At 32.5% G+C, this 20,640-nt stretch carries 24 protein-coding genes; 19 read left to right on the top strand and 5 right to left on the bottom strand.

Annotated elements, in window-relative coordinates; translation table 11 throughout:
* Window positions 1-30 precede the first annotated feature (30 nt).
* A complete protein-coding gene (locus T323_RS0113470; protein ID WP_026673764.1) occupies window positions 31-684 on the top strand; it encodes a hypothetical protein in 654 nt (217 codons plus the stop codon).
* Window positions 685-1,029: 345 nt separating this feature from the next.
* Here T323_RS0113470 and T323_RS0113465 read toward each other — a convergent pair whose 3' ends face one another.
* Window positions 1,030-2,355 (bottom strand): MATE family efflux transporter, encoded by a 1,326-nt coding sequence (locus tag T323_RS0113465; RefSeq protein ID WP_051556525.1) that lies wholly within the window; start codon window positions 2,353-2,355, stop codon window positions 1,030-1,032.
* Between the two features lie 184 nt (window positions 2,356-2,539).
* On the opposite strand from T323_RS0113465, the gene T323_RS0113460 reads away from it, so the two are divergent.
* Entirely contained in the window at window positions 2,540-3,493 is a 954-nt protein-coding gene (locus tag T323_RS0113460; RefSeq protein ID WP_026673762.1) for an arsenic resistance protein, read from the top strand.
* Window positions 3,494-3,515: 22 nt separating this feature from the next.
* On the opposite strand, the gene T323_RS0113455 is transcribed toward T323_RS0113460, so the two are convergent.
* Both T323_RS0113455 and T323_RS0113450 read right to left on the bottom strand, forming a co-directional pair.
* Entirely contained in the window at window positions 3,516-3,983 is a 468-nt protein-coding gene (locus tag T323_RS0113455; protein ID WP_026673761.1) for a putative iron-sulfur cluster-binding metallochaperone, read from the bottom strand.
* 125 nt (window positions 3,984-4,108) lie between these two features.
* On the bottom strand, window positions 4,109-4,537 hold the full coding sequence (locus T323_RS0113450; RefSeq protein ID WP_026673760.1) for a hypothetical protein: 429 nt from the start codon (window positions 4,535-4,537) through the stop codon (window positions 4,109-4,111).
* Window positions 4,538-4,813: 276 nt separating this feature from the next.
* On the opposite strand from T323_RS0113450, the gene T323_RS0113445 reads away from it, so the two are divergent.
* From T323_RS0113445 to T323_RS29770, 11 genes are all read left to right on the top strand, one after another.
* Entirely contained in the window at window positions 4,814-5,743 is a 930-nt protein-coding gene (locus tag T323_RS0113445; protein ID WP_026673759.1) for a hypothetical protein, read from the top strand.
* Window positions 5,740-7,302, top strand: a complete 1,563-nt coding sequence (locus T323_RS27995) for an AAA family ATPase (RefSeq protein WP_051556524.1) — start codon at window positions 5,740-5,742, stop codon at window positions 7,300-7,302. Before T323_RS0113445 ends, T323_RS27995 begins: the two co-directional genes overlap by 4 nt.
* A 183-nt stretch (window positions 7,303-7,485) precedes the next feature.
* Window positions 7,486-8,052, top strand: a complete 567-nt coding sequence (locus T323_RS0113435; RefSeq protein WP_026673758.1) for a site-specific integrase — start codon at window positions 7,486-7,488, stop codon at window positions 8,050-8,052.
* 182 nt (window positions 8,053-8,234) lie between these two features.
* Window positions 8,235-9,080: a heteromeric transposase endonuclease subunit TnsA gene (locus tag T323_RS0113430; protein ID WP_026673757.1), complete on the top strand. Its 846-nt coding sequence runs from the start codon at window positions 8,235-8,237 to the stop codon at window positions 9,078-9,080.
* Complete coding sequence (locus T323_RS0113425) at window positions 9,064-11,184, top strand: TnsB C-terminal domain-containing protein (RefSeq protein ID WP_026673756.1); 2,121 nt, start codon at window positions 9,064-9,066, stop codon at window positions 11,182-11,184. The genes T323_RS0113430 and T323_RS0113425 overlap by 17 nt, the downstream gene beginning before the upstream one ends.
* Entirely contained in the window at window positions 11,177-12,787 is a 1,611-nt protein-coding gene (locus T323_RS0113420; RefSeq protein WP_026673755.1) for an ATP-binding protein, read from the top strand. The genes T323_RS0113425 and T323_RS0113420 overlap by 8 nt, the downstream gene beginning before the upstream one ends.
* 2 nt (window positions 12,788-12,789) lie before the next feature.
* Complete coding sequence (locus T323_RS0113415) at window positions 12,790-14,604, top strand: TnsD family Tn7-like transposition protein (protein WP_035178679.1); 1,815 nt, start codon at window positions 12,790-12,792, stop codon at window positions 14,602-14,604.
* A 103-nt stretch (window positions 14,605-14,707) separates the two neighbouring features.
* Complete coding sequence (locus tag T323_RS0113410; protein WP_026673753.1) at window positions 14,708-15,070, top strand: hypothetical protein; 363 nt, start codon at window positions 14,708-14,710, stop codon at window positions 15,068-15,070.
* A 192-nt stretch (window positions 15,071-15,262) separates the two neighbouring features.
* On the top strand, window positions 15,263-15,535 hold the full coding sequence (locus tag T323_RS0113405) for a hypothetical protein (protein ID WP_026673752.1): 273 nt from the start codon (window positions 15,263-15,265) through the stop codon (window positions 15,533-15,535).
* Window positions 15,536-15,567: 32 nt separating this feature from the next.
* A complete protein-coding gene (locus T323_RS0113400) occupies window positions 15,568-16,143 on the top strand; it encodes a hypothetical protein (protein WP_026673751.1) in 576 nt (191 codons plus the stop codon).
* A 15-nt stretch (window positions 16,144-16,158) separates the two neighbouring features.
* On the top strand, window positions 16,159-16,455 hold the full coding sequence (locus T323_RS29770) for a TIGR04104 family putative zinc finger protein (protein WP_026673750.1): 297 nt from the start codon (window positions 16,159-16,161) through the stop codon (window positions 16,453-16,455).
* A 28-nt stretch (window positions 16,456-16,483) separates the two neighbouring features.
* Here the strand turns inward: T323_RS29770 and T323_RS0113390 are convergent, their stop codons facing one another.
* Together T323_RS0113390 and T323_RS0113385 are read right to left on the bottom strand one after the other, a co-directional pair.
* Entirely contained in the window at window positions 16,484-16,825 is a 342-nt protein-coding gene (locus T323_RS0113390; RefSeq protein ID WP_026673749.1) for a hypothetical protein, read from the bottom strand.
* An 11-nt stretch (window positions 16,826-16,836) separates the two neighbouring features.
* Window positions 16,837-17,490, bottom strand: coding sequence for a hypothetical protein (locus T323_RS0113385; protein ID WP_026673748.1), 654 nt, complete (start codon window positions 17,488-17,490; stop codon window positions 16,837-16,839).
* 103 nt (window positions 17,491-17,593) lie between these two features.
* On the opposite strand from T323_RS0113385, the gene T323_RS27990 reads away from it, so the two are divergent.
* The 6 genes from T323_RS27990 to T323_RS0113350 all read left to right on the top strand — a co-directional run bounded on the left by T323_RS27990 (window position 17,594) and on the right by T323_RS0113350 (window position 20,434).
* Window positions 17,594-17,851, top strand: coding sequence for a hypothetical protein (locus T323_RS27990; protein ID WP_026673747.1), 258 nt, complete (start codon window positions 17,594-17,596; stop codon window positions 17,849-17,851).
* Between the two features lie 84 nt (window positions 17,852-17,935).
* Complete coding sequence (locus T323_RS0113375; protein ID WP_026673746.1) at window positions 17,936-18,235, top strand: hypothetical protein; 300 nt, start codon at window positions 17,936-17,938, stop codon at window positions 18,233-18,235.
* A complete protein-coding gene (locus tag T323_RS0113370; RefSeq protein ID WP_026673745.1) occupies window positions 18,232-18,735 on the top strand; it encodes a hypothetical protein in 504 nt (167 codons plus the stop codon). Before T323_RS0113375 ends, T323_RS0113370 begins: the two co-directional genes overlap by 4 nt.
* A gap of 36 nt (window positions 18,736-18,771) precedes the next feature.
* Window positions 18,772-19,347 (top strand): hypothetical protein, encoded by a 576-nt coding sequence (locus T323_RS0113365; RefSeq protein ID WP_026673744.1) that lies wholly within the window; start codon window positions 18,772-18,774, stop codon window positions 19,345-19,347.
* A gap of 22 nt (window positions 19,348-19,369) precedes the next feature.
* Entirely contained in the window at window positions 19,370-19,528 is a 159-nt protein-coding gene (locus T323_RS28870; RefSeq protein WP_156942449.1) for a hypothetical protein, read from the top strand.
* A gap of 330 nt (window positions 19,529-19,858) precedes the next feature.
* Window positions 19,859-20,434: a hypothetical protein gene (locus T323_RS0113350; RefSeq protein ID WP_245613728.1), complete on the top strand. Its 576-nt coding sequence runs from the start codon at window positions 19,859-19,861 to the stop codon at window positions 20,432-20,434.
* Window positions 20,435-20,640 lie beyond the last annotated feature (206 nt).

Genomic DNA, 20,640 nt, shown 5'->3' with positions numbered 1-20,640 from the left:
TTTAACTTACTTTATGAGGAGGAATAAAATATGTTTAAGGATATTTATAATTCAAGTGAAATGATTGAGGAAATTATGGCTGTTCATGGGGTAGATCAAAAAGGGGCAGAGGAAATTTATAAAAGTATTATTTACGGTCGTGAATTATCAAATGAAATATTGATGAATACAGGTGGTTTTCGAAAACGAATACAATCAGAAAATCCAGATGATTGGTATTATTCAGAAGAAATTAAATTACGGGGTGATGAAATTAAACATGCATTGGATAATTTCCCAAACACTCAAATGTGTATGGGGACAGGTGAAAAGGTAAAAACTATGTTAATAATGCTAAATGAATCTTATAAAAAGGCTAAAGCAGAGATGCAAAATCTGTTTACCTATGAAGAAGCAGTGCTTATTTGTATGACTCAAAACTCGTATATGAATAACCTTTATATTAGTGATAAATTTCAGTTAATCTCAAGTGTTGTAGATGCCATTGTATATGAAGCTTTTATACCAGAGGGAGTTAACCTTAAGACCTTGATTGAAAAATTAGAACGATTAAGTGAATTTGAAACATTTACAGTAACAATGATGGCAAAAGAGATAATTTGTAGCAAGGGCTTCAACAAATTTGATGAAAAATTGAAAAGAGTGTTTAAGCCTATTGATGTTGAAGTAGAGTGTCAACAATAGGAGTAATTAAAAAATGTGCTCGAACTTGCATGAGGCAAGTGAAGCACATTACATATTTTACAGCATATTGCTGTCTACAATTTTTTGAAGTAGCTCTTTGAATTTAGAGATCTGAAAGTCATAGTTTGCTAAGTTATTTTCATATAAAGTTATACTAAGTTTTTTCCTTTTTTCATGTATATGATAATCGTCTTGCTATTTGATTTGTTAGACTATACGGAAAGTTAAATAGGTCAGGAAAATAAACTGAATCACTTTTGTCTTAATTATCGGTATAATTCAGTTATGATGTAAAAACTATTTATTAAACTAACGCTTCTGTTAGCACAAGAACTGTTAAATTTTTTAAGTTAAATCTTTAATCCATTTTAATGAACGATAGCGTACAATTAAAAGGATCGCTCTAAAATAATTGTCTAATCCAATAGCTATCCAAGCTCCAACAAGTCCCCAACCTAAATAGATACCAAGGAAATAAACCCCTACTGTTCGTATAGCCCAAATTCCTATTGCAGTCATATACATAGGGAATTTGGTGTCCCCACCAGCCTGCAAAGTAGCAGTAAGTGAAGCTACAATTGCAGTCGCTGGTTGAGTTATCAAATCTATGGCAAGAACAGTAGTTATTAAACCGATGACAACTATATCAGCAGTGAAAATTGAACTAATTTTAGAAGACAATAGAAATGTAATTAACAAGGTTGTGGTCATTGAAATGGTCATCAGTTTTATGGATGATATGCTATAATTCTTTACTGCCTCTATATCCCCTGCCCCTAAACTTTTTCCTACAAGTGTAGTGGTAGCCACTGCAATACCTGTTCCTATTACAGAGGCAAAAATAGTAAAGTTCCCTGCTAATGTATGGGCCGCATAAACTTCAGTACCCATCCGAACAATTAAACCAAAATAAATAACTTGTCCAAAACGCATCAAGAGTCGTTCCATTGATGCAGGAATACCTAATTTTACTAAGTCCTTAATTACCTCAATCTTTATTATCCACTCACTAAGCTTATAGGAAACAAATCCTTTTATGAATAAATGATGCAACAATAAATATACACCAAATAAACGTGCAATAACGGATGCGATGGCCGCACCTTGTAGTCCCAACCCTTCAAAAAACACTCCAAAAATCAGGACATAATCCAATACAATATGAACAATATTCATCCAAATTCCTATACGCAAAGGTGTCTTGGTATCCCCTGAACCTCTAAGGATTGCACCAATTGTAAACATTACCGATATTAGAATAGCAGGGGTAGCAACAATCCTAAAATATACAGAACCGATTTCTATAACATCTTTTTCAGCACCCATTAATGCCAATAAATTCTCTGGAAAAAAGAAGGATATAATACCGAAAATGCTTCCAACTACGAGTGTAAGAATAATAGAATGTGAAGTGATAACCTTTACCTTTTCCTTCTCATTCGCTCCTAAATATCGTGAAACGAATACAGTCGAAGCAGTTCCCAACGCTAAAAATACGGCAAAATATATTTGAAGAATAGCATTTGAAATTCCTACTGCTACAACTTCTTTTAATCCTAATTTAGAAATAAATAAGATATCTACAAATCCTACCATACTTTGTAAAAGACTTTCGAGAATAGCAGGAATAGCAAGGATTATTAAAGTTTTTGAATACACATTTAATTTCAACTTGATTACACCTTTTTAATTATATCTTATCACGAATATCGAGTATTTTTTGTTAAATTCTTCTGCTCCGTCTGCATTATAAAAGTTTGCCGTTGTAACGCTAATGCTTTCGTTACTTTAATAAGCAATACAGTCAAGTTATAATAAAATTCTGTCAGCATTTTTTATTAGGGTGTGGTACAAAATGAACTTATTTGAAAAGCTATATACTCTTATTATTTTCGTAGCAGTAATTATAGGTATAAGTATAGGACAAGTAGAACTAATTAGAGATAATGCCGAAAGTTTTATTGTTCCTTTATTAGTAGCTATGTTATATATTACTTTCTTACAAATTCCTATTGAGGAAATCAAAAAAGCATTTAAAAACATCAAATTTACATATACTTCAGTCACCATAAATTTTGTCTGGACACCTATTTTAGCATGGCTCTTAGCAATAATATTTCTTGGAGATAATCCAGCCTTATATATTGGCTTTATTATGCTGATGGTCACACCATGTACGGATTGGTACTTAATCTTCACAGGTATTGCAAAAGGAAATGTTACACTATCAACAGCTATTTTACCTTTGAATCTAATCTTGCAAGTCATATTGTTGCCTATTTACCTTCTGATTTTTGGCGGAACAACAGGAGTGATTCAACTTTCTTTTTTAATCGAAAGTGTCCTTGTTGTCTTATTCATTCCACTTGTTTTAGCTGTTCTTACAAATACACTTCTAAAGAAAAGGGAACCGCTTAGAGAGAAACTACTATCAAGATTTAGCGTATTGCCTATTCTTTTTCTTAGTCTCGCTATAGTTGCAATGTTTGCTACACAAGGGCAATTACTTCTAAGCAATTTAGATTTAATGTGGAAGATTACGATCCCTATTCTTTTGTTCTTTATAATCAATTTTATAATTGGACAGAAAATTGGAGCGTTGCTGAATTTCTCAACGAAAGACAAGACGAGTTTAAGTTTAACGACCTTAGCGAGAAATTCACCAATTGCTTTAGCTATTGCAATGACTGCATTTCCCGATCAACCTTTAATTGCTCTAACATTAGTGATTGGGCCGCTATTGGAGTTACCGATTTTGGCAGTTATCACTCAGTTGCTTCTCTTTAAGAACAGAAATGCAGTCCATTAAGGAAAAACCTCGAAAACGTTAGTTATTTTTCGAGGCTTTTCATATAACTTGTTACATTCGCTAAGCAACAACTTCCCTGTGGGTTATTTACTTCACAACCACAACGGTTTTGTTGGATATTCTCCCGTATATGCTCAACAGGGTTAGGAGAACTCCCTTCTTCTACATACTGTATCAGTTTTTCTTTTGTCCAATTAAAGCAATAGCAAATAGGAACATCTAAAGAAGTATTTTTTTGATGTACAGAAACCTTGATTTCTGAAGTTAAATACTTTTTTTTAACCGTATCAAAATAAACAACATCGCAATTACTTGTAGAACAAAAGTAATGAGTTAAGCTTGCATTTAATGTACTCAAAATCGTTGGTTGTAGCATTGATTTTAACGTAATAATCTTCACTTTTTTTCCTTTTCCTCTACATGCTGGACACAATCCAGATCCACTTTTTTCTGAAACTTCCTGTACATCAGTAGAACAGCAATCAGACATAATTTAGTCCCCCTTTTATGTAAATTATAACATTTAATCTTAAAGTTTACTGAATCGTTATCGACACAACAGTAGTAATAGCCTTTACCACTAAATCTCTCGTTGGTGCAACATAGAGCATTAGTTTATTCGCTCTCTTTACGTTTTACCTCGCCTAAATTTTCTTTTTTAGTCGAAAAGCTGACTTGGTAAATGTTATTCTTCTCTACCCAATAATGATAGGTTACTTCTGGCTCGTCTTTGAAAACTACCCCAATGTAATAAGGATTAAGGTGTTTATAACCATTTTCCCTAAGAGGAATCGTTGTAATCATCCATTCGTCATTCGGATACCGTTGTTCTAAATATGGTTCTAACATCTCAACTTTTTTCTCAATTTGTGAATCAATCCAATAGGGGCGAGCTATAAAAAATACGCTATATGCTAAAAGAACGACTGTGGCGAATAACAATCCAAACTTTCTCCCATTACCTTTTAAAATAAAAGAAATAATTATGATTACTGAAATAGCTAAACCTACAACCATAAACTCTATTACTTCTGTTGGGTGCATAATACCTCCTTTGGTTATTTTGTTACTTCAATTCTAACATAATATACCAATTTAATAATATTGCTGGCACAAAAACTGTAGATTTTGATATTACGTAAAATAAGTGTAAAAAAATATCATTTTTAATTTGATATGTACCAGAATTAAATGATAGATTTTGAACCAATATTTTTATTTAACATTATGTATTTTTTTGGTATATTCATAGATAATGAATTTGATGATTTTAGGTTAGTAACCAAAAAGTATGCATTCGTAATTGATAGGAGGCTAAAGATGTCATCTGAACCGAAAAAGGTATTTAATATTTATTATATTAACTTTTCTAAAGTGTATGAAATATCCATGATGATAAATAACGTTATACTATCTACAATTCAAAGGGAAAATAGCTTATCATCTGAGAAAACAACTTCGGTTTTGACAAATGCCTCAATTTCAACAGCATTAGATAATTTAGCTTCAATTAAAAGTTTTGTGGGTACACGATTGGCAGAAAAAAATACTAACTCCTCAAAAATGATAGAGTCTCTCGATGTGAAGACAACCAAGTCAATCTTATTAAAACAAATAGACAAAAGAAGTAAGCAGATAAAAGATTTTTCTTCCTGTTCTGAGGGTGATTTGATAAAAATTGATAATGTTAATTTACAGATATTGAATGAAGAGAATTTAAGAGAGTTTAAACTATTCAGAAGTGACGCACTCAAGGGTTTTCGTGTTGATGGGGTAGATGTAAATAATCTAATAACGTCTATGCTAAAGGATTATTCGTACTTATTATTTGGTGAAATGCCAAATTCCTCAGAAATGGTAGTCATTAAAATTCCAATGGAATTAGAAAATGAATTTGAAAGCAATTATAATATTGATGATATTACAATAGGAAGAGTTTCGATCATAGGAGTATATAAAGGAATAGTACAAGAAGCACTTATAAACACTAATACTTTTAATCATTTATATGATATTGGACTTAAACATCAATCGAATGATGATAATGTACAAGAAAGAAAGGTATTTTCAAGTGCATATAAAGAAGAAACTATCCAACCTAAGCGTAAAAATCTTAATAGAGAATTTATTTTTGTGGATGTTATTGCCATCATCCAAAATGTTCATTTTGAGGAAGAAATAATTGACAAAAAAGAAGTTTCTTGGTTTAAAAGAATTATAAGTTGGTTTAAAAGAAGAGGGAGAAAATGATAAGATTTATCTTATACACCTATAAAGATAGAGAAGAATTTGAAAATTATTATAGAGAAACTGAAGAAAAAGGAAACTGTATAAGTCCATTTATTTTTCAAGAAACAAAAGAGTTACTTGAAGAGAATTCTGCTTCCATAATAGATATATCAAGTTTAGTTCAATATCTATCAGTAAATACTGCTGATATAGTACCAGCTATGAATAATTTTTTACCTGCAAGTGAAGAAACGCAATTTATTATATTGGAGCATTTATCAGAAAAGGCATTGGATGTTTTTCGTCACTTGTTTAAAGAGAAAGTGCCATTATATCCCACAAATAATGAACACGAAAAAGTATTTAGTGAACTAAAAACAAAAAAAATACCGTTTAAAAGAATTACATGCTATTCTTATGAAGATTCTGGCGATTTAGAAAAAATAATTGAATACTTAAATAGTAAGGAAATACCACTTATAAGTTTTAGTCAAATCAATGAAGATTTAATAAATGACTTTATAAAAAATGTTATAGAGGAAACAGATGTTTTTGTTGATATTACATCTATGGTCTCGGCAATAAAAGATAATTCTAATCTTGCTTATTATTCAGAAAAAATATTTATAGAATATCCAAATTTAACTTACATAACTCATACTAACAAAATTAAAGAAGTTTTAGAAATATTTAGGTTGATTTTTAATGAAGTGAAACCTGTAAATACTATTATTCCAATTGAAAATGATAGTTTAGATATTAAGGAAAAAAATAATATTGTAAAAATTATTGACTTACCTTTAGAAGAATTAAATAAAGCAGTAAAAGAGATTACCAATAGATTATTTGGACATAAAAAGTTTAAAGATCAGCTGTTAAAAGCATTTTATGATTTTATTTTGTTAAACAGAATCAATGAGAAGAAAGTATTTTCTATTTTTCTTTTAGGTGATACAGGATTGGGTAAAACTGAATTTGCAAAGTTATTAAAAGATCAATTATACACTAATACTCCATTAGTAAAGATCAACTTCGGTAATTATAGTAGTCAAGATGCATTAAATAGTCTTATTGGTAGTCCCAGAGGGTATATTGGATCAGAAGAGGGCGAACTTAGTAATAAGATTTTGAAAAGTAAGGCAGGAGTAATACTTTGCGATGAATTTGAAAAAGCAAATAATCAAATCGTTAATTTTTTCCTTGAATTACTTGAAGATGGGAAGTTTACGGATACTTTGTCAAGAGAACATGATGTTAACGGGTACATAATTATATTTACATCAAATATAGATCAAAACCGATTTTATAAAGAAATGCCAAAGGAATTTCAATCACGTTTAGATTTAGTGTGTGAATTCAATCCGTTGTCGGAAGATGAAAAAAAAGAATTTGTTAATTATTATGTAGATAAATTTATAGAAAAAATTAAAAAGGATAAATCTTTACAAGCAGAATTTACGACTCAAAGAATTCAAGAAATAAAAAATATTAACGTTACAGGTCATGGTGATATTAGGGATATTAAAAGGCTATTATCAAAGAAGATTTTAGAGCATATTCAAGTTAAAGGTATTTTATAAAAGGAAAAAAATATGTGGATATAAATACAAAAAAATTATTTACTTTACAAAATCGGATTTTGTAAAGTAAGAAATCCCTTAAAATCAACATTCTGATTTAAGGGATTTTTTGTTGAAGTGGTGGACTTTACAGAATAATCAGTTTATAATATTTGTGTAAAATTGCTCATGGGAGGTGAAATTTTGAACGTAGTTAACCCAATTCGTGATCGAAAACAACTCGAAGCTGTAAAAGGATACCTAAGAGGTAAGAATAAGCGAAATTACTTGTTATTCATGGTTGGAATTTCGTCAGCTCTACGAATTAGTGATATTCTAAAGTTAAGAGTGAGTGATGTTTGGGATGGGAAGCAACCCGTTGAATTCATAGAATTGAATGAAAAGAAAACAGGTAAGTACAAACGTTTTCCTCTCACGCAAAATCTTAAAAAAGCGGTTAAAGAGTATATGAAAGAATACGAGCCTAACCTTAATGATTATTTATTTGTAAGTAGAGTTGGAACTAATAAGCCAATCACTCGTCAATATGCTGTGCTAATGTTAAATGAAGCTTGTGATATGGTGGGGATTAAAGAATCATTTGGCACACATGGGATGAGAAAGACCTGGGGTTATTGGGCATTTAAGAATGGTATTTCTTTGGATTATATTTCAATCGCATTGAATCACCGATCGATTGCAGAAACAAAACGATATCTTGGATTGTTGCAAGAAGATCTGGATAACATTTATCTTCAAGTAAATCTGTGACAAGTTTCTTCTATTATAATAGTGTAATGGAGTGATAGGATTGGAAAGCAATCAACTAAATATTGTATTGGAAACCACGTTTCTAAGTTAACCATTCAAAAAAAAACGGATGGAATTGACTATAGAAAACGTGGTTTTTTATTTTGCTCAAAAACAAGAATACTAATAGGGCGGTGATTGCTGTGGCGAGATTTAATTATGATTGGTCAGATACCAGGCTCCAACGGTTTATAAAAGAGGGGCGTGGTCAAGGTGAAGGAAAAGAGTATAAACCTTGGCTTCAAGTAAATGATATTTCCAGCAAAGGAAGAGTGACAAGGTTACATGGGAATAAAGCGGACAGAATGCATCATTTTCTGTCCGATATGGAAAAGAAAGTATTTTATTTGTATGAGTTTGAGCCTGTTGTGGTGGATATTAGAGAACACTATCCACTTTTGGATTTGTTAGAAACACCTGAAATTTTGGATAGCAAAATGAAGAAAAGACTAATAGATAATAAGACGAGCCTTCCTCACATCTTAACAACAACATTTCTTATCAAGTTGCAAGAAAATGGTCAAACCACGTTTATTGCGAGGAGTGTAAAACTTTCGAAAGAACTTGAAAAAAATAGTGTTATTGAACTTTATGAAATACAGAGGCGGTATTGGAGCGAAGTTAAGAAAATTGACTACGGAATTATTACAGAAAAAGAAATTCCAGAAGTTCGTTGTAAAAATCTTGAGTGGCTTCACTCTGCTTATGATTTGCAGAAATGGAATTTAGAAATGGCAGAAGTTCAAACATACTGCCAGCTACTTATCGACACAATTAGGAATAGTAGTGATAGTCTTAGGTCGGTGATAGATGCTTTTGATCAGGAACTTCATTTAGAAGTAGGTACAGGATTATTGTTATTTAAGCACTTGATTGCAAGACATAAGCTAATTGTTGATTTAAACAAGGAAATAAATTTTAATATGTCCACCTCTTGTATTCAAGTTGTGTCAGAGATAGAAGGTGGTTCAATTGCTCCTAACTGTTAACGTACTTATTAAATATGAAGAAAGTGGTGTGATAGAAAGAATTTTATGGATAAGTGATAGAGGAGATTATTGCTACACAATAGATATAAATAATAATTCTTATCCTGAAATATGTGAAATATTAGCTATAAAAAATGGACTTGATAGCAGAACGGTTAGTGTCACGACTGATGAAAATAACTTGGCAACAATAGCTGAAACACTTTCTGCAAAAGAACTTGAATATCAAGAAAGGGCTTGGAATGTCATACAGATGATAGCCACTAAAGACAATGAGCCAGCTATTTATATTCCTAAATACCGAAAACATTTAATAAACGAAGCTTCTATTAAATTCAACATAAGTGAAAAGAGTATTAGTCGCTATTTAAAGCAGTATTGGAAAAATGGAAAGACGAAACAAGCGTTGTTGCCACAGTTTAGCAACTGTGGTGGACGTGGAAAGGAAAAGAAGGCAACGAAAAAAATGGGGAAGCGAAGTAAGTATAGGGAAAGTGGAATTATTGTTACAGAAGAGGTAAAGAACATTTTCCGATGGTCTTTAAATAAATACTACTATAAAAAAGGAAAAGCTACTTTAAAGTTTGCTTATGAGCAAATGCTAAAAGAATATTTCTCAAAAGGATATAGAGAAAAAAATGGTATATTAGTTCCAATTTTAAAAGAAGAACATTTAATTCCTACATTTGATCAGTTTCGCTATTTTTACCGCAAAGAAAATCAGATTAAGAAGGAGATATCATCGAGAAAAGGCTGGAAAAATTACGACCTAAATTATCGAAGTGTATTAGGCTCTTCGACACATGAAGTTATGGGTCCAGGTAGTAGATTTCAAATTGATGGGACATCTTTTGATATTTATCTAATTAGTGAATTCGATGGTTCTGTGATTGGGAGACCATGTTTATTCTATGTTCAAGATGTGTTTTCAAGGATGGTCGTAGGTATGTATATAGGGTTGGAAACTTCATGGGTTTCAATAATGATGGCAATTGCGAATGCCTCAGAAGATAAGGTGTCTTTTTGCAAAAGATATGGTGTAGAGATTACTCAAGATGAATGGCCTGCTTATTATTTGCCAGAGACGCTAATTGGTGATCGAGGCGAGTTGTTTTCTAATAAAGCGGAGGCTTTGATTAGTGAGCTTGGAGTACGAGTAGAAAATACAACGAGTTATCGAGGGGATTTGAAAGGAATTGTTGAACGTCATTTTCGTACAACCAATGATTATGTGAAGCCACTACTGCCTGGATCTATCGATGTAGATTTTCGAAAGCGTGGTGGTAGAGATTACCGATTGGATGCAAAGCTGAATATCAAACAGTTTACAGCAATCATCATAAAGTGTGTTCTACACCATAACAACCATCACTATTTAAGCAATTACAATCGAGAAGAAATGATGTTAGAAGACAAAATAAAACCAATTCCAATAGAAATCTGGAATTGGGGCATCAAAAATCGTTCGGGAAAGTTGAAAGTATTACCTTATGACAAAATATTACTTAATTTAATGCCAAAAAGTCAAGCCACTATCACATATCTGGGAATCAGATTTAAAGGGATGTATTACAATTGTGGGCTTGCAAAAGAAGAACATTGGTTTCAGAAGGCAAGAAGTTATGGTAGTTGGAAAATGTCTGTTTCGTATGATCCAAGAAATATGTCGAAAATATATTTGCGTGGTGTAGGACAAAATGGCTATGAAACTGCCTACCTATTAAATCATCAATCTCGTTATGAAAATAAATCTATAGAAGATATTGTTTTTCTGCATGAATCAGAGAAACAACTACAGGTAAAGCAACAGGGGACTGAATTAAAATCAAAGGTTCAATTACAGGCTGAAATTGAAGCTATTGTGAACGAAGCTGAGTTTAACCAAAAAACAACTATAAAAAGTGACCGTAAACAAATAAAAGATATACGTGCTAATCGGTTAATAGAAAAAGAAGAAGCACGTAAGAGAGAGGTATTTGATTTAGAACAGGAATATGAAAAGGAGTTAGGATTGCCCTTAGAAAATGTTGAAAGTAACTTTTCCTACTTTGATGATTTTGATTTGTTATTGAATAAGCAAAAGGAGCAACAAAGTGATGAATAGTAAAATTGTTCAAGCTGATTATAAAGAGCAAGTAATTAAGGAGTACCAGGGAAATCCTTTAATAGAAGCACTGCCAGAAATTTGTTCAAAAGAGAAGGTGGTTAGTCATTTAGCAAGCTATCCATTTTTTACTGAGGTAGAAAGAGAGTTAGATAGTCACTTTCGTTTTCATGTTATACAAAGAGTATTTCAGTATTTTCAACCTTTGCCTATTCATTTGGATTTAGAAAGTAGAATATCGAGATTAGTAAGGCAAGGATATATAAATCGGAATCCGCTACAGGTAGAATATGTGAAAAGCTTTGTTGACGGAAGAAAAGATATTGAGGCACATGAAATAACATCTCATACATGTGATAATTCTTCAGGGCTTACTATCGTAGGGACTTCGGGGATGGGCAAAACAGCAACGATGACAAAAATACTTAACACGATGCCACAAGTGATCGTTCATTCTCACTATAAGGGGCAACATTTTGTTTTATCTCAAATTGTGTGGCTGAAATTGGAGTGTCCATATGATGGTTCTATCAAAGGGTTGTGTTTAAATTTTTTAATGGAAGTAGATCGTTTACTTAACACGAATTATTACAAAGTATATGGAAAGAATGGTAGATTATCAGCTAATTCATTGTTACCTGTCATTGCTCAAATAGCACGTAATACAGCCCTGTCACTTTTGGTAATTGATGAAATTCAACATTTAAGTTTAGCGAGAAGTGGTGGTGCTGAAAAGATGTTAAACTTTTTCGTTACATTGCAAAATGCAATTGGAATACCTGTAATTTTAATAGGAACACCAAAGAGTTTATCTATTTTACAAACAGAATTTCGTCAGGCAAGAAGGAGCAGTGGTAAGCAAGGGGATGTGATTTGGAATCAGCTTAAAAAAGAGGATAAAAGTTGGGAATTGTTTATCAATGGATTATGGAAATATCAATGGGTGAAATATCCGACAAATTTAAGTGGGGAAATGAATGATGTGATGTTTCAAGAAAGCCAAGGGATTATTGATATTGCCAAAAAATTATTTGCGATGGCCCAAATACGTGCGATCACTTCTGGAATAGAAACGATCTCACCAAAGGTAATTAAAGAAGTAGCAAAGGAGAACTTCAAGTTGATTCAGCCTATGTTGCAAGCATTAAAAACGAATAACCACAAAAAGATATTACAGTATGGAGATATTTCGCCTATAAGTTTTGACCAATTTTATGCTACTGAACAGAGTAAGTTGCAGTTAGAGCAAACGGCTAAATGGATTGAACAAGAACAACAAACGAATCAGTTCAATATTGAACAGATAAAAAGTGAAGTCATTGTTCGATTAACCCTATTAGGCATTGAAAAGGATGAAGCAATAAAAGCAGTAAAGCAGTATGTTACTGAAGCAGATGTAAATAAGAATTTAGGTGAAGTAGTAAAAAAGGTCTATCAAGGGTTAGTTAATAACGTTGCGAAAGAACAAGTAAATCCTGAAGTTAATACTGATTTTGATTTACGTCAGCTTATAAAAGAAGGAAAGGAAAAAGGGTTGACGGCATATATAGCTTTGAAGAAAGCTAATTTTATAAAACAAGACTTTGAATGGGGAGGCGGCTGATTATGGTTGCTTCTTTTTTTCCTCGAATGTATCCAGATGAAACTCTTCATAGTATTATAGGTCGCTATCATTTGAGGAGTGGTAATGCCAATATTTTGAGGTCACTTGAAGACTTACTTTCACATGTTATTGAGGTTTCTGTTGATCTACCCTCTGGTATTGAAAAGATCATTTCAGCATTACCTGAAAGTTCAAGAATTACAGCAGAGGAGTTAGTTTTTAATCACACTGCATTTTTATTTTATACAAATTTCCTTCCAAGTGAACGAGCAAATGAAATTTACAATGGAATGCTCAATAGTAAGGGCGGATATGTTCATTATAAGTCAGGTATTATGGGCAGTTCGATTCTATTAAATAAGCATTTACGTTACTGCCCTTTATGCAGTAGGGAAGACTTAACGAGCTATGGAGAAATGTATTGGCATCGCATGCATCAATTTCCTGGGGTTGAGATTTGTACGAAACATAATACTTGGCTTCAAGATAGCAAAGTACCTATAGTGACACATAATAAGTATGAAATTCAAGTAGCAACGGAGGAAAACTGTGATCTTAACCATATAACGATAGTAGAAGATCCAGATTTAATAGAGAAGTTTCAGAGCTTCTTTAATAATGCTAAAAAGGTTGCAACTACTAACTTTCAAAATCGATCATTTGAATGGTTTACGAATTTATATCGAAATCGGCTAATGGAATTGGGATATATCAATATACGTGGGAATGTGGATCAAGAAAAGTTAAAAAAAGCATTTGTGAATTATTATGGAGAAGAATTTTTAGAGCTGTTGCAAAGCCCAATAATCGGAGAACATAGTTGGCTTTCTTATATGATTCGAAAACCTAAAAAGAGCATTCACTCAATCCGTCATTTATTGCTCATTGAATTTTTAGGGTTAGAGGTAGAGAAAGTTTTTGAACAGAGATATGAGTTTCTTCCATTTGCAAAAGCACCTTACCCTTGCCTAAATCCAGCTTGTGATCATTATAAAAAAGATGTTATAGAAACGGTACAAGTAGATATTTGTGATAAAACGAGAGAACCGATTGGAATCTTTACATGTGAATGTGGCTTTACGTATTCGAGGAGAGGTTTCCAAAAAAGTGAGGAAGATCGTTATAAAATAAGTAGAGTTAAAGATTTTGGTCAAGTGTGGAAGAATGAGCTAATTAAATTATGGAATCAGAATCTAAGCATAAGGGAGATTGGCAGAAGATTACATTGTGATGGGAAAACAGTAAAGAGATATGCAAATTCGATAGAAGTGAATAGAGTTAGGATACTAACAGTAGCGACAGAAAAATTTGAGTTATATAGAAATCGATGGTTGGAAGCACAAAAGAAACACCCTAACAAATCGAAATCGCAACTTAGAAAGGTAGAGTCTAAAGCGTATTCCTGGTTATATGAACATGATCGGGATTGGTTAAATAGTAATTCTCCTAAGCCAAAACATGTGATTGTTAGTGAAGATAGAGTAGATTGGGAAGCGAGAGATCAAGAGATTTTAGAAGAAGCTAAAATCGGAGTGCAAAAAATATTAAACATAGAAGGTAGACCGCAAAGACTAACGATTACAAGGATTGGAACAGAAATAGGAAGATTGGCATTGCTACAAAAGAAGATGAACAAGTTGTCTTTGACGAAAGCATATCTTGACACTGTAACGGAATCAATTGAGCAGTTTCGACAAAGAAAAGTAGAATGGGCAATTCGAGAGTTAGGAAGACAGGGGGAAGAGGTTAGACCATGGAAAGTGCAGAGGATGCTTGGTTCACATGTTGATGTATCACGAGAAATGTTAGAGGGATAATCCTAAGTACCAATTATTTTAGTGATAGTTTTTTGATTTAACTAACATTGTGACTTATTCTTCGGCATACATATAAACAAAAATGCCAAATGAGGTGGTTGCAATGTACATTTTAAAAGACATTGATTTAGAAAATGATGAAGTAATTGAAAGCAAACCTATTTGTTTGAAAAATAAACGTAGCAATGAAATATATTGCTTAGGTATGTTAGTTGAAAGAGAAATGGTTTGCGAGAATTTTGAGGGCGAACGCTATTATCAATTTGTTTATTTCTACGGTAAGAGTCCAATTAACTTTAATGTTGGAGATTATGAACAATTAGAAAAGGATTACTCGTTTAATATGGATTTAGAGATGATATCTGATTTTCGTTATAGTTATAGTGATTACAGAAATGATCCAGCAGTAATTGATAAAGATAATATCCGAATGATGCAAGTTAACTCGTCTTGGAGATATAAATAGTATGTTAGAGTTGTGTAATTTGGAAGAAAAATTTCTATCGTAATTTTTTATATGTGAATTTCTATAAAGAAAACATAACTTGTTATTTAAAAACAGGTTATGTTTCTTTTTTTAGAAATAAGAACTAATGGTTACTTGAAAATTCAGGTAATGTATAATATAAGGGAATATTTAGAATTAGTAGGTGAATAAATGAAGCTAATAATACAATCGGTCATACTTTCAATTCTGGCACACGTCATTTATTTTGCAGGAAGTCTTATTCATGGTATATATCTGACGAATCACTATGTTTCCGACATTGTAAACGAATATGCAAATGTTACGTATTTACAAAATGAAGTAGCTTTTGGATATGTAATTAGTCCAATCTATTATGTTATCAGCTTCGTTTTAATAGCTGTGATTGGGGCAGTAGTGATACATTTTTTTAATAAATTTCGGGTTTCTCGAAAAATTGCTTAGTATATGAATAAAAGCATGGAGAGGAGGAAGGTATGGATTCATATAGTATTCAAGAATTAAGAAAAAAGCAGTTTTTAAGTATCAATCTGTATTCGATCACAGTCCTCGTAACTGCAGGTGCGTTGATATTCTTATTAGAACCATCCAGGCTCATTGTTTTGTTGTTGTTGTGTTTTTTTATGGCAATTTCATGTTTGTTTACATGGCGTGAAATGGATGGAAAAGAGTGGCGAAGGTCGGATTGGGCAAGGCAGTTGGTAGCATATGAAAAAGAGAAGATGGGAAAAGAGTGGTTTAAGTCCAAACGGGGAGAACTAACATCAAAGTTATTTCTGATCGTTTTATTTATTTTTCAGCTTTCTATAGGCAATGCAAGCGATCCATTTTTCCCTGATATTATAGGGATTGAGTATTACGTATTCTTTTTACTCGCTCTTATTATTCTGACCAATGTCAGCCTCTATTTTAGGAATCGGAAAATTGATCGCTTAACTACAGTTGAGTTGCAGGGATTTACGAAGAGGGAATACGGAAAAGGAATGGTCATTGGTATTATATTTGCTGTCATTGTTATTGTTGCAACGTTTAATTTTATTATTAGCATGTAAAAGAAGGTGATATAAGTGGCAGAATGTCCTCACTGTAACGAGCAAATAAGCCATGCTCAAATGTTTCTGTTGAATTTTAAAATAAAGAAAAAATGTTCATATTGTGGATGTAGGCTGTATGAAACAAAAAAATCAAGAAATCGACAGTTTTTCATGATCTATTTTCCACTTTCTTTTTTCATTGGCATTCTTACTGCGTTTGGCATACCATTTGGGTTTGTAATGCTTTCTTTTGTGGCTTGCTTATTATTACTACTGTTAATCTTGCCTAAGTTCCAAAGTTATAGCACAGAAGAAGAACCTTGGTTTTAAATGTAAGTGATGCCGTATGATATTCTCATTACCATCCACCATAATGTTTTAATATTTGATAAATAGCAATCGCTAAGCCTAACAAACTTGCTTTCATTTTGGATGGATGGTATTTTTCACTTTTGAACAAATAAAGGGCAATAAAAATAAAACCTAATGGAACCCAGAGTTGAAAGAGTCCGTCTTGGGAACTATGAGAATAGAGAGGAGTAATATAAGTACTTATTAAAAAGTAGAAGAAAATTTTAACACCGCTTATTTCTGATTGCTTGCTCCACCGAACTAATAAGTAAATGATTGCGATTAGAATAACTGTAATGTGCAAAGGAGGAAGCACAAGATAGGTCTCTCCAAATAGTCGAAACTCCATTTTAAATCCTCCTATAATTCTCGATACTTATTTCCGTCACGCATAATAATGTTTACGTAAGAACTTGTGCCACTCGAAATGTAGTTGTCTAAATTGGATACGTCAATTTCTTTTGTAATGATAATAGGCTTTTTTATCTTGCCTTCAACAATAATCTCGATAGGCTCTTCACTATTCATAAGTGATACCATTTTTGTTCGATCCATTCTATAGTCATAGAACTCTACTGTGAAAGTGACCTCGTGATTACTATGATTTTGAAACCATAATTCACAATGTCCATGTAAAGTATCTGAATTAAACGTAGTAAACTCGCATTTGCTATCCCCTGGATTATACTCAATTGCATAAATTCCTGTTGCAATTGTTTTTTGAAAAACATTTACTAAAAGTTGAGGGGTTATGGACACTAAAACAAAGGCTAAAATAATAAGACGGACACGATATTTTTCCAATGAACGATGAAGAATGATCAAACCAATTATTATTACAAGTACCGATGCAATACCTATGTAGTTTAAGCCATATTTATTATTAAGTGGAATATTAAAAAGTGTAAGGTTAGCTCCAAGTGTTGTATGAAAATGTGGGAATGGTATATTTACAAAAATGACAATGACAAATAATGCAATGGCTAATATAAGTTGTTTTTTGCTTTTAATCACTATGGAAGCAACTCCTCTTAATACAAGATAACTATTCTTATAGTTTATCACCATTTATGGTAAAATTGGGTAAATGTTTGTTAGATGATAGTTGGAGGTAGTGATGCAAATTATTGTAGGAAGTAAAAAAGAAAATTTAATCATTGAAACGGATGCGTTAGTAACAGGAAACGTTGAAGGTAATATCAAGGTACTTAGTGGTGCGAAGCTCAATTTGACAGGTCGATTGTATGGAGATTTGCACCTCTGTAAGCACTCTGTCGTTTCCATCCAAAACAGGGTGTTCGGCAACGTTTATGACCATGGTTCGTCTATTGAAATCGTAAATGCTGACATACATGGTGAGATTATTAGAAAGTAGAGAAGGAGTATCAGCATTATTGGTCAGGGACTTCATTTTTTACATTGCCTATGTGGTGATACCAAGTTAAAAGGAGGAGGCATTATGGAGTTTGATAACATATTGGGTTTGATCTTAACGATTGCACTTTACTTGCTTATTTTCTCACCTTTACTTTCAAAAAAGGGTTCAAAACCAGAGTCAGAAAAAGTAGGATGGTACAACATATTCTCTTCAAAATGGTTCGGCATTCCTTTCATTTTTCTATTGTTATTTGGAAATTATAGTGAGTTTCAATTCACGAATCTTTTTTATCATGTAGCTGTTGTCTTTGTAATCGCACTCATTATTTCGTTAATTATGCATAGAAAGTCGATTATAAATTTGAAAGGTAGAATGGAATGAAAAATAATCCTTTGAAGTTCGGGTTATACGGTGGTTTTGGTGTTTTTATTGGGATGAACCTTTCAAGTTTTATGTACCATAACCAATTACGTTGGGAAGGCATGTTTTCGGGTTTGATCGGGGCAATTATCTTTCTTGCCCTTTCTTTCGTTGTTAAGCGTTTAAAGAAGAATGGAGTGTTTCTATTTTGGAGATATCGAGGTGGTAAAGAAATTGAACCACTCTCAGAGGTAGAAGTTCAAAAGCTACTTGGTCAAACAACTAATATAGACAAAGGTAGAAAAGCAACAGACGAGGATATTAAAGTTGTAAAAAGTTTGTTAGAAAAAGAAAAACAACTAAATCCAGAGGGTTCGATAGAGTACGAAAAAATGTCCGCACAGCTTGATGGGGGATTTGAAGTTTGGATAAAAGAATATGATGAACGCATTACAGTTACGTGTGAGCCATTGGAAAAAGGTGTGGAAGGTTCATACAGGGTGTTTAGTGTATTGCGATAAGGAATCCGACTTTAGCATGTTAGAGGGAGGGAGCTAATGGTAGATTATATTTTTATGTTTCTGATTTTTTCCATAACTTTGTATAGCCTCTTTTTTAAGAAGGAAAAGGAGACAGCGGAGGATTGGAAAGAAATTAGCCCAAAGACAGTTTCCATGTTCTATCGTTTTCTTTATTTTGGAGCCATCAATTCATTTTTTGCCAAAATGATTTTTGATATAGAATGGATGATTTGGATAACGGTATATTCGGCTTTAGGTATGGTAATTTGCTACAAGTCGAACAAAACTAAACGGTCAACAAAAATAGTATTGGTTATCGCTATCGTCATTTTCTTTTCAATCTACCGAGTCCCTGGCAATCCTATTTCCTTTGAAGAGTTCGTTAATAGTAGAGACGATATTCAATGTAAATATCGGTTTGAGTGTGTGATGATATCCCATGACGAAACAGAAGAGACACTTAAAACCATTACGAAAATAATTCCTGTCAGGGGTTTTTCTTATGATTACTACTTCCTTTATTCAAAAGGATCAATAAAACTTGGAGAAGATGCTGAGGATGAAGAAGAAATTAAAGGGATAAATATAGCAGGGTTTTGGTTTGAATACTAAGTTGTAAAAAAGGAGCATTCTTATGAATTTTATATTGTATTGGAGGATATTCGCTCTCCTGGCATTGGTGTTGCTCTTTGCAACAGATGTGATAGAACTTGAAATATTTTTATCTGCTATTGCAGGGATAATAGTTTTTTATGGAATTCCGACTTTAATAAGAATTGCAAAAAAAAAATAGGTCATCGTGGAAAAGGAGTTGGTTTATTATTTTAGAAAGTTTATTTGGTATTTTAATTATTTTGTCCATATTGGGTATATGCTTCTTTTTAATGTATTGGGGGTTTAACCAAATCTATAAAACTATACTAAAGCCAAAAAAGAGCAATGACGCAGAGTTGGTGAAAGATTTAGACACTTTGAAAAAACGAGTAGAAATACTTGAAAGAAAATTTGATAATAAAGAAAAGTAATAATACTGATTCATAATTCAAGTAACGGTGCTGTTAATAGAGGAACTGTTGTAATGTCAGTTCCTAATGTTATTGAAATAACGAGCAGGTTAATTGAGTTGGGTAATCAAAAAAAGAAACCTTATCTCTCACTTATAATTTTTTTATTTATAGGGAAAATTACTCCAGATAGAGAAATCGGGAGGTGGCTAATTGATATGAAATATTCGAAGCTACTCTTAGTTTTGATGATGGTTTTTTCTTGGTTTTCGCTTGTTTTTTTAGATAAGAAATCGATTAAACGTTTTTTTCCTGCCTCTCTCTTTATGGCTATTATAGTGAGAATGGTAAATGTTATAGCGAAAAAAAGGAAATGGTGGTGGTGGTACGAAAAAATCCATCCTTCCGTTTCGGGCTCATTTCCTTTTGTCTGGGGTTCGTTCTTTGTAAGTTCTTTTTGGATTTTGAAATATACTTATGGCAATTTCATGAGATATATAGGATTGAATTTATTTGCACATTCAGCCTTTACATATATTTTAGAGCCTTATCTTCAAAAGTTTGGAATTGCATCTTTGGTACGTATGAAAAAGCACCAGCTAATGTATGTTTTTATAGTGTTGGCATTTCTTTTATACGGTTTTCAAATGGTTCGAGAAAAAGCAATTGTAAAGAAAAAGGTTTCGTTAAACTAACGGATTGCTATAGTTTAGGAGTTGTTTATTGTGCAGTTCCTATTGCTGTTCTTGTTTGGTGCTAAATTTATTAAGGTTAGGGAGGAATTTCCTAATTCCTTACCTTTACTCTGAACCCCCCAAAAAAACTCTGTCCGCAGGTAAAAAACCTTGTCCAAGGGTAAAAAACTCTGTCCAAAGTATTTTTAAGGTGAAAGGGATAAGGG

The organism is Alkalihalobacillus bogoriensis ATCC BAA-922 (genome assembly GCF_000621445.1).
GTDB classification, from domain to species: domain Bacteria; phylum Bacillota; class Bacilli; order Bacillales; family Bacillaceae_F; genus Bacillus_AO; species Bacillus_AO bogoriense.
The sequence above is the reverse complement of the archived record's forward strand: the minus strand, read 5'-3'. Positions and strand labels throughout refer to the sequence as shown.